The sequence below is a fragment of the Bacillus sp. 3255 genome (assembly GCF_031456485.1).
Lineage (GTDB): Bacteria > Bacillota > Bacilli > Paenibacillales > NBRC-103111 > Paenibacillus_E.
Window position 1 is genome coordinate 457,762 of record NZ_JAVDUS010000002.1, and the last position, 12,855, is coordinate 470,616.

At 49.6% G+C, this 12,855-nt stretch carries 15 protein-coding genes; 1 reads left to right on the forward strand and 14 read right to left on the reverse strand.

Features of this window, described 5'->3' with window-relative positions; translation table 11 throughout:
- Positions 1–24 precede the first annotated feature (24 nt).
- Complete coding sequence (locus tag J2X61_RS04680) at positions 25–1,059, forward strand: HD-GYP domain-containing protein (protein WP_310186230.1); 1,035 nt, start codon at positions 25–27, stop codon at positions 1,057–1,059.
- Here J2X61_RS04680 and J2X61_RS04685 read toward each other — a convergent pair.
- The 14 genes from J2X61_RS04685 to J2X61_RS04750 form a co-directional block, all read right to left on the reverse strand.
- Entirely contained in the window at positions 1,056–1,445 is a 390-nt protein-coding gene (locus J2X61_RS04685) for a DUF350 domain-containing protein (protein WP_274466241.1), read from the reverse strand. The two genes, J2X61_RS04680 and J2X61_RS04685, sit on opposite strands and share 4 nt — an antisense overlap.
- Positions 1,442–2,089, reverse strand: a complete 648-nt coding sequence (locus J2X61_RS04690; RefSeq protein ID WP_274466244.1) for a hypothetical protein — start codon at positions 2,087–2,089, stop codon at positions 1,442–1,444. Before J2X61_RS04690 ends, J2X61_RS04685 begins: the two co-directional genes overlap by 4 nt.
- Entirely contained in the window at positions 2,086–3,282 is a 1,197-nt protein-coding gene (locus J2X61_RS04695) for a glutathionylspermidine synthase family protein (RefSeq protein WP_274466245.1), read from the reverse strand. Before J2X61_RS04695 ends, J2X61_RS04690 begins: the two co-directional genes overlap by 4 nt.
- A gap of 4 nt (positions 3,283–3,286) precedes the next feature.
- Positions 3,287–3,934, reverse strand: a complete 648-nt coding sequence (locus J2X61_RS04700; protein WP_274466246.1) for a hypothetical protein — start codon at positions 3,932–3,934, stop codon at positions 3,287–3,289.
- Positions 3,931–4,152: a hypothetical protein gene (locus J2X61_RS04705; RefSeq protein WP_274466247.1), complete on the reverse strand. Its 222-nt coding sequence runs from the start codon at positions 4,150–4,152 to the stop codon at positions 3,931–3,933. Before J2X61_RS04705 ends, J2X61_RS04700 begins: the two co-directional genes overlap by 4 nt.
- 122 nt (positions 4,153–4,274) lie before the next feature.
- Positions 4,275–5,354, reverse strand: a complete 1,080-nt coding sequence (locus J2X61_RS04710) for a C40 family peptidase (RefSeq protein WP_310186234.1) — start codon at positions 5,352–5,354, stop codon at positions 4,275–4,277.
- Positions 5,355–5,785: 431 nt separating this feature from the next.
- Positions 5,786–7,183, reverse strand: a complete 1,398-nt coding sequence (gene sufB, locus J2X61_RS04715; RefSeq protein ID WP_274466249.1) for a Fe-S cluster assembly protein SufB — start codon at positions 7,181–7,183, stop codon at positions 5,786–5,788.
- Positions 7,184–7,251: 68 nt separating this feature from the next.
- Entirely contained in the window at positions 7,252–7,686 is a 435-nt protein-coding gene (gene sufU / locus J2X61_RS04720) for a Fe-S cluster assembly sulfur transfer protein SufU (RefSeq protein WP_274466251.1), read from the reverse strand.
- Entirely contained in the window at positions 7,673–8,899 is a 1,227-nt protein-coding gene (locus J2X61_RS04725; RefSeq protein WP_274466253.1) for a cysteine desulfurase, read from the reverse strand. Before J2X61_RS04725 ends, sufU begins: the two co-directional genes overlap by 14 nt.
- Complete coding sequence (gene sufD / locus J2X61_RS04730) at positions 8,896–10,191, reverse strand: Fe-S cluster assembly protein SufD (RefSeq protein ID WP_274466254.1); 1,296 nt, start codon at positions 10,189–10,191, stop codon at positions 8,896–8,898. The genes J2X61_RS04725 and sufD overlap by 4 nt, the downstream gene beginning before the upstream one ends.
- Before the next feature lie 91 nt (positions 10,192–10,282).
- A complete protein-coding gene (sufC, locus tag J2X61_RS04735; protein WP_274466255.1) occupies positions 10,283–11,113 on the reverse strand; it encodes a Fe-S cluster assembly ATPase SufC in 831 nt (276 codons plus the stop codon).
- Between the two features lie 162 nt (positions 11,114–11,275).
- Positions 11,276–11,848: a DUF1802 family protein gene (locus tag J2X61_RS04740; protein ID WP_310186237.1), complete on the reverse strand. Its 573-nt coding sequence runs from the start codon at positions 11,846–11,848 to the stop codon at positions 11,276–11,278.
- A gap of 120 nt (positions 11,849–11,968) precedes the next feature.
- Positions 11,969–12,139 carry a hypothetical protein gene (locus J2X61_RS04745; RefSeq protein WP_274466257.1) on the reverse strand — a complete coding sequence of 57 codons (171 nt, stop codon included), beginning with the start codon at positions 12,137–12,139 and terminating at the stop codon, positions 11,969–11,971.
- A gap of 88 nt (positions 12,140–12,227) precedes the next feature.
- On the reverse strand, positions 12,228–12,668 hold the full coding sequence (locus tag J2X61_RS04750) for a Dps family protein (RefSeq protein ID WP_310186279.1): 441 nt from the start codon (positions 12,666–12,668) through the stop codon (positions 12,228–12,230).
- Positions 12,669–12,855: the final 187 nt, after the last annotated feature.

Here is a 12,855-nt window from a genome sequence, read left to right on the forward strand (position 1 = left end):
TCATAGGACTGGGAGAGGAACTCAATGCGTATACACGTGCTTCAACTAATTGTTGGTGATAAACTGTTGTCCGATTCCTACAATCACGTAGGTCTGCATCTTTTATCTGCAGGAACCATAGTGGATGTGAGCGATATTAGAATGCTTAACCGCCACAATATCGAATATGTAGATATTGCCCCCAGACTTACGGAAGAACCGGTGCAGGTCCCGGCAGCCAGACAAGCACAGTTAAACTCGTTTCATGATGCGATCGAAGGAATTAAGGAGATTTTTCGCTCCGCCGAACAGGGGAGCTCCCTTTCCAATGAATTTATAGAATCCGCTTTCAATCCGCTCGTCGAGAGCTTCGAAGAAGAGAAAGACGTGGTTTCTCTGCTGCTTTCGCTGAACAGCCAAGACGATTATACGTTCCAACATAGTGTACAAGTAGGCATGCTTTCCTTCTACATAGCCAAGTGGATGAACAAGAGCTGTCAAGAAGCGCTCTATATCGGCAAGACCGGTTATTTGCACGATATTGGCAAATGCCGAATTTCTCGCGACATCCTTGACAAACCCGGCAAGCTGACCAATGACGAGTACAGTGAAATACAGAAACATACGATCTACGGGTACGATATTATTAGAAAGACGCTTCAGGACGACACGCTTGCGACCGTAGCTCTCCAGCACCATGAGCGTATGGACGGCAATGGCTATCCCTTGCGCAAAAAAAGTACGGAAATTCATTCGTACTCGCGTATTGTATCCGTTGCCGACGTATATAGCGCGATGATTTCCAACCGCGTCTATCAAGAAAAGCGCGATCTTCTGTTCGTGCTGAAAGAGCTCCATCGCATGAGCTTTGGTCAGCTGGATCCGAAAATCACGCAAGTGTTCATCCGCCATATGATTCCTAACTTTATCGGCAAAAAAGTATCCCTGAGCGATGGACGAGCCGGAACGATCGTAATGACTAACCCTTCCGACTTCTTCCGTCCGCTCATTAATATCAATCATGAATTCGTGGATCTCTCTCAGCTTAGCGGCGTCGAGATTACAAGCATCGCAGTCTAGATAATGAGCGAGCTGACGGCTAACGCAATTCCGATATAGACGGCCGCCAGCAGGGTACCGACGGCAACATTGCCTCCTTTTAACTGATCGGATAGTTTAACCCCCGGTGTCAGCCAGTCGAATACCCAGTACGTAGCGATTAAACAGACGTACCCTACCGCAAACCAGAGGCTCATATGCCAGATAGAGGAATTCGTGTAGGCAGCAATCGCCAATATGATCGCTGTCGCCACGAATTTGCCGCCCATCGTGATCCCGACGGCAACATTGCCTTTATTGATTTCTTCCATATCGCGGTAGGGTGTCATTAGGCTGAAAATATACATCCCTGCAAATTGCAGAAGGACAATTACAAATAAACTGATAATAAGGTTCAATACGATCATTCTGCCCACCCCCGAAATTTCGCCATCGATTGGTCATAATTGCTATAATCGTGCACTTCCTCCAGCACTACGGTAACTTCCTTCTTATCTTTGAAGCTCGCGTACCGTTCTTCCGGAATCGGCTGCTTCACTTTCTGCCCCGTCGGGAGATCGGCTACCGCAAAATAGCGGAATTTGCCGTCAAGCTCCGTTTTGTAGACCCCGATCAATTTCACATCCGTTTTAATTTCAACCTTTAGCTCCGCCAAATCTTTATCCGCTTCTTCTTTCGTTTTGAACGTTTTGATCGGCTTCCATTGCGACAATGTAACATCGTTCTTACCTTGGCTATCGGTTCTCATCGTCGCCTGCATATAACTGAGGACATAAATTTGATCGCCTGTCGCAAAATTTTGGTCATTGGATATCCGCTCGTTGCCCGGCAGCAGAACCATATCCCCATCGATCAAATCTCCGACTTTCGCCTGCTGCACTTGATAATCCCAAGGCACTTCGCCGCCGGCGCCGCTGATGCTTGCCGAGCTGCCCGCCGTAGACCTGCTTAAGACCGAAGGCTTGCTGCCTACCGCTTTGGTAATGCCCCATATGACCAATATGCCGATGAGGACGACCGCCGCGAACAGCCATAATCGATTTCGTTTCAAGTTGCTTTCACTCCAATCGCTACAAATTGACTTGCATTGCCTGTGATCATGCCGCCTGCCCGGCCCAGAAGCCCGCAAGGCGTTCCGTTCAGCACGAACAGTCCCGTTAACAAATGCCTCCTGCCATGGGCAAATTGCAATTCAGGCAAATCGGCCCGCTGCTGATATACTCTTTGGAAAAAGACACTCGTATCAAACCCGGCCTCGTCCTTGATCTCCAATTGTCCAGCGGCGTCATAGAGCTCTACAGAGCCGCCTTCTCTACCGAACATCGATTTGGATACATAATCTCCAGACAGCTCCGGGGTAAAAAACGTCGGCAGCATGTACTTCTCGATCGCTTTATGCTCATCATCCGTATAAAATTCCGAATTCTCTTGATGCAAGCCCCAGACAACAGCTTGCAAGCCTTTGGACTGCAAGATAACCGCATGCAAAGGATTGAACAATCGCACGAATTGTTCCTCAATGGCATAAGAGAGTGCTTCTCCCCCGTCATCAATCCCCATCCATTCCTTCGGATAGAGCGCGAACATGCTGGAGATGATCCGGTCTTCTCCTACTTTGACTACACCTTCGTCGATCCACAAATCCAGGCAATCGACGCAGGTCATCTTTCTTCCGCTATGCGCAACCAGTGCGTCAATCGTTCCCGTGTCCTCCAGATGCTGCCCATACGCGATGCAGGCCGCATAATCCGGCGCTTCTTCTTCCCATGCTGCGCGGACCAGCTCTTTCATCGGCTTATTGGGTGATAGCACTCCGGCCTGCTCGCATAACCACGGGGTCGCTATCGAAGCTTCCACATAACCGGTCGGCGTATCGGCATTCAGCTCCAGAAGCTTAATATCGCCCTGCTGATTCACCGTGAAATCAAACCGGGCATAGCGGCTTATGAGGCCCTCGCCGTTCAACTCCAAACGATCCAGCCCATCCCACAGCACCTCGGGAATCGACAATTTCTCATACATAGCTCTGTTGCCCGTTACATAGCGGACCGTGTGATCGAACACACGCCAAAGCAGTCCTGCGGCATGAATCAGCTCATCGTAAGATGATTGTTCCATCAGTACGATCTGATCCACCCAGTAAGCTTCATCCTCCAAATTAGCCCAGGTAAATCCAAGCTCAGCTAACTGCTGCACGCGGTGTTCTCGGTTGGGCGCAGGTGTGCCGGTGACTTCGAATACCAATGCCTTAACCTCCTGAACTGGATGAAGAGCTGAAGCCGCTTGATTTGCCACCGATGCTGCCTGTAGACGCAGAGGTCGATTTGGAGCCGGAAGTCGAACTGCTGCTTGAACCCGAGCTGCTTACGCTGCCCGTAGAGCCTGTGCTTGATTTCGTACCGGAAGACGACTTGTTCGTCGTGAAGCTGCCGGTTCCGCTGGATGTTGTCGGCGCTTTGGTTGCGGACTTGTTGGAGAAAGAGCTTGCTTGGTACGTTTTGGTCACATAGGGTGTATTCGAACGATAATAATAAGATTTATGACTGCTTCCCCAACTGCTCGAAGAATAAGGACTAGGGCTGTTGAAAATAAGATGGTACAGCAGCAGGTCATCCCAACCGAAGCCACTGCCTACGTGGTTGATAACGACCGGTGCCGTGCTTCCGCTTCCACTGCCGCTTGCCGCTGGCGTTGGGGTAGGTGAAGCTGCAGGCTGTACAGGCAAGTTCCAGTCTACCGCTGGGTCGAAATAAGCCTTCACCTCATCCGTGGACCATTCAACCAGCTTAGCCGAAGCCGCATTCGGCGTATCTGCCGCATGCGCGGGGAGCAGCAGCAGTTGACTGACGAGCACAAGACTTACCGATGCGGAAAATACTTTGAGCGGTCTCTTCACTCCCGGTTCCCTCCTCCTTCAGCGCCTACGGTTACAAGCAGCAGCTCAAACACATTCGAATCCAGGTTCAATCGTCCTTCAATCATTTCATATTCTTTACCGCCGACCAGCACATAGTTTGCTGCATCCAACGCTTGAATCAGCTTTTCATCCCATGGGCGCTCGCTAATTTTCTGAAGATGCCCACTGGCTAATTTCTCATATAGAGCAATCATCATTCGGCTTTATCCTCCTTCAATCCATGACTTCATACTAGATTTAAACGCATGAACTTCCCATTTGTTTCATTCTGGAAAAAAATAATAAAAAAGGCCTATCCCTAAGGATAGACCGGAATGGCTTAATAGACAACTCGTTTTGCGCGCAGGAATGTTTTTTTCCAATACGCTTTATTAATGTTGCTGATCTGAACCCCGTTTTTCGGCTCAGGGGAAGCATGAAGCATTTTCATATTCCCGATGTAGATCCCTACATGTCCTACCGTTTTATTCGTTTTGAAACGGCCCGGCACATAGAAAAACATGAGATCGCCTTTGCGCAGCGACTTGCGGCTGATCAGGTTCCCCACCGCCGCCTGCTGCCGCGCAAGCCTAGGCAGCTTGAAATTATACTTTCCATAAACGTATTGGGTGAACGTCGAGCAGTCAAATCTGCCCGTTTGCGGATAAGGGCCTGTGCCGAATTTATATTTGACCCCCAAATATTGTTCACCTTTGTTGATCATCGAGTTGACATTGATGTTTTTGAGAACCGGAACGGCTTCATCCGCATTGCCGCCAGAGCGCGCCCATACCTCCAGATCCTGCAAAGCCTTCGCGTCTTGAGCTGAAGCCGGATTGGCCCCTCCCGTTGCCTCCCCCTTGAAGGGGTCATTCGGATCGTCCGCAAAGGCCAGCTCCGGCGTATCCGCGCTAGGATCAGGCGAATCCTCGTTCTCTAGCGCGGCTGTTGGCGAAGGATGAATGTTCAATTGGCTATCTCTAATGTCATAAGCCATTTCGTCTTGGAATAGGTCGGCTATCGCGGAGACCGGTAAATACACGGCATCTCCTTCCTTGACAAAGGGCTGGCTCACATGAATATCGGCCCCGTCTTTCGAAGCTTTCTGAGTGTTCACCGACAGCTCGTAGCTGGCGTCATTGTCGCCGATTAACAGTTTCTGAGCGGCAGCGTCCCATTCGGACTGAAAGTTGAGCGTTTGGATAAGTTCACGAGCGGATACGTACTTCACATTGTTGATGACTTTAATAGGCAATACGGCATCGCCATTACCTAACGGGGTCATTCCATTCCCGCCCTGGGACAAAATACGCGGGGAGGAACTGCCGCTGCCTGTCACAGGGCTCGGCGTCGGCGATGAGGGATTGGGAGTTACGTTATTCTTCCCGCATGCCGTTGTGGCTGCCAGTACGACAACCATGCTCCCTATTGCTGCTAATTTCAGCCTTTTCCACATACCTTCACTTCTCTCCTTTGGGGACACATTATGATCCTTAATAGAGTGAGGTTCACGGGAAATAAATATGCATTTGTATGAGGTTGAACGGGTTGGAGCTTATTGGAAGAGAATGCTCTCGGTTCTTGTCCTGATCAGCATGAAAAATCGGATACATTTGCTATTTTCATTCTGCCTGACCATTGTATTCGATAAATCATATAAATTTTGCTATAAAGGCTGATTTCGATAATTCTGTATGAAAAATCACATATATTCGTGCAATTTTCGTTTATTCTGATTATTGTATTCGAACAATCATACAGATTGCCGGGGACCGGATAGGCGCGCAGGTAAGCGCAGCGAGCGTAAAAAAAAAGCATGCCTGCAAAGCAGGCACGCTTGTGTTCTTCATATTAACCGATCGAGCCTTCCATCTCAAACTTGATGAGACGGTTCATCTCAACCGCATATTCCATCGGAAGTTCTTTGGTGAATGGCTCAATGAAGCCCATTACGATCATTTGCGTAGCTTCCGCTTCCGTCAAACCGCGGCTCATGAGGTAGAACAATTGGTCCTCAGACACCTTGGATACCGTAGCTTCATGCTCCAGCGTAATGTTGTCGTTCATGATCTCATTGTATGGGATCGTATCGGACGTCGATTCGTTATCCAGAATCAGCGTATCGCATTTGATGTTCGCTTTGGACCCTTGGGAGTTGCGCCCGAAGGAAGCCAATCCGCGGTACGTTACTTTACCGCCATGCTTGGAGATCGATTTGGATACGATGGTGGATGTTGTATCCGGAGCCAGATGCGTCATCTTAGCGCCTGCATCCTGGTGCTGTCCTTTGCCGGCTACTGCGATGGATAGAACCATCCCTTTGGCGCCGCGGCCTTTGAGAACAACAGCCGGGTACTTCATCGTCAGCTTGGAACCGATGTTGCCATCGACCCACTCCATCGTAGCGCCTTCTTCTGCAACCGCACGTTTGGTAACGAGGTTGTAGATGTTCGGTGCCCAGTTCTGGATCGTTGTGTAACGAGCGCGGGAGTTCTTGAGACATACGATCTCAACAACCGCACTGTGCAGGGAGTTCGTGCTGTAGATCGGAGCCGTACAGCCCTCTACGTAGTGCACGAAGCTTTCCTCGTCGGTGATGATCAACGTACGTTCGAATTGCCCCATGTTCTCGGAGTTAATACGGAAGTAGGCTTGCAGCGGAACTTCACATTTAACGCCTTTCGGTACGTAGATGAAGGAACCGCCGGACCATACGGCACTGTTCAATGCAGCGAATTTGTTATCGCTTGGCGGAATAACCGTTCCGAAATATTTTCTGAAGAGCTCAGGGTACTCGCGAAGTGCGGAGTCCGTATCCATGAAGATAACCCCTTGATCTTCCAGCTCTTTCTGCATGCTGTGGTAAACGACCTCGGATTCGTACTGTGCGGATACGCCTGCGAGGAACTTTTGCTCCGCTTCAGGGATACCCAGCTTGTCGAAAGTTTCTTTGATTTCCGTCGGAACTTCTTCCCACGTCTTCCCTTGCTTCTCGGACGGTTTCACGTAGTACTGAATGTCATTGAAATCAAGATCATCCATGTTCCCGCCCCAGCGCGGCATCGGCATTTTGAAGAATTGCTCCAAGGATTTCAGACGGAATTCCAGCATCCATTCCGGCTCGCCCTTCATTCTGGAGATTTCTTCAACGATTTCACGAGTCAAGCCTTTTCCCGATTGGAAAATCGCTTTGTGCTCATCTCGGAAACCATATTTATAATCCTCGAGATCTGGCATTTGTTTTGCCATGGTTAATTCCTCCTTCATTTTGTTGGTTTACTGCCTGCGTTCCAACGTTCTATGCTATCGCTAATGCGTTAGTTATCGGTTTTTTGGGAATGTTCAATACCTTTGCGCAGCGCGTTCCATGCCAGTGTAGCACATTTAATCCGCGCCGGGAACTTATTGACCCCAGATAAAGCTTCGATATCTTCATATTCGAATTCGACCGGCTCGCCCTTCATCAGGCTGGAGAAATCCTCAGCCATGCGGAGCGCCTCATCGACCGTTTTGCCTTTGACGGCATCCGTCATCATCGAAGCGGAGGACAGCGAGATCGAGCAGCCTTCTCCGGTAAATTTGGCCTGCTTCACGATACCGTCTTCCACCTGCATTTGCAGCGAAATTTTGTCGCCGCAAGTCGGGTTGTTCAGATCGATGGTAACCGTTTCGCCGGACTCGAATTTGCCGCGGTTGCGAGGTGTCTTATAGTGATCCATTATGACTCTGCGGTATAAATCATCCAATTGCATGGCCAAAGTACTCCTTTGTTTTTTGTAAGGCCATCACAAGACGGTCAATATCCTCTTCGGTATTGTATAGATAAAAGCTTGCACGGGCCGTGCTGCTTACCTCCAGCCATCTCATCAGAGGCTGAGCGCAGTGGTGGCCTGCACGAATGGCTACACCTTCAGCATCCAGTACGGTCGCGACATCGTGCGGATGCACATCGCCAAGATTGAACGTGACGAGTCCTGCACGATTCGTCATCGGACCATACACCGTCAGATCTTCGATCTGCGTCATACGCTCCAGCGCATAATTCGTAAGCTGAATATCATGTTTGAAAATATTGTCCATGCCGACTTCCTGCAGAAAATCGATCGCCGCGCCAAGACCTACAGCCCCAGCGATGATCGGAGTCCCGCCTTCGAACTTCCAAGGCAGCTCCTTCCATGTCGATTCATACAGATCCACATGATCGATCATTTCGCCGCCGAATTCAGCCGGCTCCATGCTCTCCAGCAAGGCCTTCTTGCCATACAATGCCCCAATACCGGTCGGACCACACATCTTATGGCCGGAAAGCCCATAGAAATCGCAATCCAAATCCTGCACATCCACGCTCATGTGCGGCGTGCTTTGCGCGCCGTCAACCATGATTTTGGCTCCGTGCTTATGCGCGATTGCAGCGATTTCCTTGACGGGGTTAATGACCCCGAGCACGTTAGACACATAGACGACCGAAACGATCTTGGTGCGGTCCGTAATCGTGTTCTCGACATCTGCAAGCGCAATGGATCCGTCAGGTTGTAAAGGGATATATTTTAACGTAGCGCCAGTCGCCTTAGCGGCCTGCTGCCATGGAATCAGATTGCTGTGATGCTCCATCGGCGTAAGGACGATTTCGTCGCCTTCGCGCAAAACCGCTTTGGCGTAGCTGCTTGCTACGATATTGATAGCCGTTGTCGTGCCTCTGGTGAAAATGATTTCTTGCTCGCTGGAGGCGTTGATGAACTTGGCGATCTTCGCTCTAGCTCCTTCATACGCATCCGTTGCCCGGGAACCCAAGGTATGAACACCGCGATGAACGTTCGCATTGTCCCATTCATAGTAATGCTTCAGTGCCTCAATCACCTGAATGGGCTTCTGGGAAGTTGCAGCGCTGTCCAAATACACCAGTGGATGACCGTTCACTTCTTGCTTTAGAATGGGAAAAAGTTCACGTATCTCGGCAGTATTCATTGTCCCAGCTTCCTCTCCACTAAGCTTTGCAGCTGTTCTTCAACGCTCTTGATCGGAATCTCGGAAACGACTGGCGCCAAGAAACCGTAGATGATCAAGCGCTGAGCTTCTTCCTTCGTAATCCCGCGAGACATCAAGTAATGCACTTGCTCCGCATTCACTTGGCCGACGCTCGCCGCATGGCCTGCTTTAACGTCATCTTCATCGATAAGAAGAATCGGGTTAGCGTCTCCGCGCGCTTTGGGGCTGAGCATCAACACTTTCTCCGTTTGCTGCCCGTTACAGCCTTGTGCGCCTTTCTCGATCTTCGTAATGCCGTTGATGATTGCTGTCGCGCCATCTCTCATAACGGCACGCGTAATCATATCGCTTGTCGACGCTTTGCCCCAGTGTACGGCGCGTGTCGTTAAGTTAAGCTTCTGTTCCTGCGTACCTACACAGATGACCTTGGCATCGGAATCGGAGCCTTTGCCGTGCAGGATCGAGGTCGTATCGGACATTGTGTTACCATAGTTCATCTCGCCGACAACCCAAGCGATGCTCGCATCGTTGTCGAGAATGGCACGGCGGTAAGTCAGATCCGTGACGGAAGCCTCCAAGTTGTGCACGGACGCGTAGTTAACGCGGGCACCCGGCTTCGCGAATACTTCGACGATGCCGTTTTGAACGAGTTCCGCACCCGATACGGAGGATACGAAGTTATCCACGTAAGAAACGGAGCTGAACTGCTCAGCCACGATCAATACGTGCGGAGCGAATGTAGCTTCGGCGTCGTCCGTCAAGAACAGCGCTTGAAGCGGAGACTCGACGCGGACGTCTTTGGGCACGTAGATGAATACGCCGCCGTTCCAAAGTGCGGCATGAAGCGCCGTCACTTGGTTCTCGTTCGCCTCGACAGCTTTCATGAAGTAAGGCTTCACAAGATCCGCGTGATCGCGAATCGCTGTTTCCAGATCCGTGAAAATAACGCCTTGCTTCTTAAGCTCTTCGGATACTTGCGTGTACACAATCCCGGAATTGCGCTGAACAATCAGGTTATCCGAGTTGGTGAGTCCTTTTGCCGCTTCCGGAAGAGCATCCAGGGAAGCCAGCGGGGCTTGCGATTTATATGAACCGTAGGAGGAAATGCTCCAACGATCGATTCTTGTTTTTTCTAAAACCGGTAATTCCAAAGAATTGGCTAACGCTACCGCTTCCGTACGAAGAGCAGTCATCCACTCCGGCTCCTGCTTGCTGCGTGAGAGCTCGGCGACAGCGCCTAAATCTATGGAAAGTTGTGTTTGAGTATTCATGTTTTCCTCCATTTATAGGGATCTTTGACCGGAGATCTAAGCCTCTCCTTCCCGGGAGTTCCGATCCTTCAGATCAAAGTCTCTCCTTTCTTTAGTACTTCGGCGCTGTCGTGTTCATAGGAACTTTGAATTCTTCCTCGTCTTGACCAACCGTTTCGTCGACGATACCCAGTTCTTCTTTGACCCAGTCGTAGCCTTCCGCTTCCAGACGCTCAGCCAGTTCCGGACCGCCGGATTTCACAATACGCCCCTGCATCATAACATGTACAAAATCAGGTTTAACGTAGTTGAGCAAACGCTGGTAGTGCGTGATGATCAAGAAGCCGCGCTCTTCGCTGCGCATGGCATTAACGCCTTCGGCTACGATACGTAAAGCATCGATATCCAGACCGGAGTCAATTTCGTCAAGAATGACAAATTTAGGCTCAAGCAGAAGCATCTGCAGAATTTCGTTACGTTTCTTCTCACCGCCGGAGAAGCCTTCGTTCAGGTAACGATGCATGAACTCAGGGTTCATTTCAAGCTGTTTCATCTTCGCTTCCATTTGGCGGATGAACTTGATTAAGGAAATCTCGTTGCCTTCGCCGCGGCGCACGTTGATCGCGCTGCGCAGGAAGTCAGCGTTCGTCACGCCTGTAATTTCGCTCGGATATTGCATCGCCAGGAACAGGCCTGCGCGTGCTCTCTCGTCAACGGCCATCTCCAGCACGTCTTCGCCGTCCAAAGTAACGGAACCCTCGGTCACTTCATATTTCGGATGCCCCATCAACGCGGAAGCCAGCGTACTTTTACCAGTACCGTTCGGTCCCATGATCGCATGCACTTCTCCGCCTTTGATCTCCAAGCTTAGACCTTTCAAAATTTCCTTTCCTTCGACGTTCGCTCTAAGACCGTCTATTGTAAAAGTTGGTGAATTTGCCATTTTCATTAAGCCTCCATAATGTTTAAATGTACTAAATAAATGACAATCTTAAGGTGATTATCATTGATTCTCATTAGAATAATTCTATTATAACTTACATTGTCAAATCAAGAAAGGGCAATCGGATGAAAAAGGTGGGCATTTTGTGAAAATGCAACAGATTTATTCCGACAAAATGCGTTTCATTTCCTCCACCTTCACCGTGAATTCCTCATCGCTCAACACGGGAATTAAGGACGATTCGGGCGGTGTTTCCGCACCAAGGCCGATCCAAGATTTGCAGCCGATATAGGCCTGTTCAATCGGAATATGTAAGGGCTGAGCAAGCTTATATACTCTCAGAATCATAATATGCAGCGGATTTTTGCGCTTCCACTTCAATCTTTCTTCCGTGAAATTTTCCGTCCAGATATGATAAGGATACAGCTTGTTCAACTGCTCTTGATCGCTGATCTCGATATCCTCCACCATCCGCGCGTACGAGGTGATCCGGACCTGCTCATCCTGCGGGCTCCACCCGATCAGCGTGTCATCGATGACGCCGCGGTAATCTTCCTTCAGCAGCTCTTTTCTCTGATGCTCGTAAGTCGGATAAAGATAGAAATCGCCCGAGACGACGTGAAAATCTCGCGTTTCCTCAACAATACCCCCTTTGCGCATAATAAAAATTTGTGTGCCTTCTTCCAATGCTCGAATAGCCGATGCCCACTCTTTCAAGGCCTTTGGTCTTTCCATCCCTACCAACTCCTCGGTCTCCCCATAATCCATCTATTATAAGGAAAATCCAGGAGCAAAACAACCGGCCTCGGGAATGGCACAAAGAAAAGGATGGCTCTCAGGCCATCCCGAAGTCATCTATTTTACATCATCGGCGTAATACGTTTGTTGTATACGGGTAAACTGATCTTGATTCTGTTTCATCGGATTCGGCTCGCTCTCCTGAGACGGAGGGTCCGCTTCGAAGGCTATGAAGAGCAGGAACAAGCAAGCGGCGATTACCAGCAGCACATTCAGGATTTTCATCATGATCCGAATCCTCCATACACGGTTATGCAACCAGTATAGCGGAAGGACATCAGACGGATGTTCGCATGGCTTGAAGATTTTGTAAATGTTAGCCCAGGAACGACTGGAGCATCCAGCGGTGCTTCTCCAGCGAGGTTTGGATAGCGAGCAGCATGTCCGAAGTCGTTTCGTCCTGCGCTTCCCCGCATGCCTGCATGCCGGCCTTGAGCTCTTGCGTCAAGATGGTGAAATCTTCAATGACCGCTTCGACCATTTTGGTCGCCGTTTCGGTGCCTGAAGCTTCCTTCAGAGAGGATTGCTCGATGTACGCTTTCATCGTCGCCGCCGGCTGTCCGCCGATCGAGAGCAAACGCTCCGCCAGCTCATCGATGTGCAGGGCCGCTTCGTTGTACAGCTCTTCAAATTTCACGTGAAGTGTAAAAAATTGGCTGCCCTTCACATACCAGTGGAAGTTGTGCAGCTTGACATACAGCAACCCCCAGTTTGCAATTTGCTTATTGAGGATCGCCTGAACCGATTGAGCTGTCATTGTCACCATATTAAAAGCCTCCTGTTGTTATGATCTCATACAGCTTGTACACGCTAATTTACGTTATTTCATCAATTTTTATGTAATTTGTGCAACAATTCCGAAGAGAGTATTTCAAGTGGAACCTTTTTGTCTTATACTAGGAACAGATCATTAATACACAGTAATTTAGTTGGAATTAATTCCA

Excerpts from the sequence above, each read along its gene's own strand:
- J2X61_RS04680 (WP_310186230.1), top strand. The coding sequence starts at position 25 with ATGCGTATACACGTGCTTCAACTAATTGTTGGTGATAAACTGTTGTCC.
- J2X61_RS04685 (WP_274466241.1), bottom strand. The coding sequence starts at position 1,445 with ATGATCGTATTGAACCTTATTATCAGTTTATTTGTAATTGTCCTTCTG.
- J2X61_RS04705 (WP_274466247.1), bottom strand. The coding sequence starts at position 4,152 with ATGATGATTGCTCTATATGAGAAATTAGCCAGTGGGCATCTTCAGAAA.
- J2X61_RS04710 (WP_310186234.1), bottom strand. The coding sequence starts at position 5,354 with ATGGTTGTCGTACTGGCAGCCACAACGGCATGCGGGAAGAATAACGTA.
- sufB (WP_274466249.1), bottom strand. The coding sequence starts at position 7,183 with ATGGCAAAACAAATGCCAGATCTCGAGGATTATAAATATGGTTTCCGA.
- sufU (WP_274466251.1), bottom strand. The coding sequence starts at position 7,686 with ATGCAATTGGATGATTTATACCGCAGAGTCATAATGGATCACTATAAG.
- J2X61_RS04725 (WP_274466253.1), bottom strand. The coding sequence starts at position 8,899 with ATGAATACTGCCGAGATACGTGAACTTTTTCCCATTCTAAAGCAAGAA.
- sufD (WP_274466254.1), bottom strand. The coding sequence starts at position 10,191 with ATGAATACTCAAACACAACTTTCCATAGATTTAGGCGCTGTCGCCGAG.
- sufC (WP_274466255.1), bottom strand. The coding sequence starts at position 11,113 with ATGGCAAATTCACCAACTTTTACAATAGACGGTCTTAGAGCGAACGTC.
- J2X61_RS04740 (WP_310186237.1), bottom strand. The coding sequence starts at position 11,848 with ATGGAAAGACCAAAGGCCTTGAAAGAGTGGGCATCGGCTATTCGAGCA.
- J2X61_RS04745 (WP_274466257.1), bottom strand. The coding sequence starts at position 12,139 with ATGATGAAAATCCTGAATGTGCTGCTGGTAATCGCCGCTTGCTTGTTC.
- J2X61_RS04750 (WP_310186279.1), bottom strand. The coding sequence starts at position 12,668 with ATGACAGCTCAATCGGTTCAGGCGATCCTCAATAAGCAAATTGCAAAC.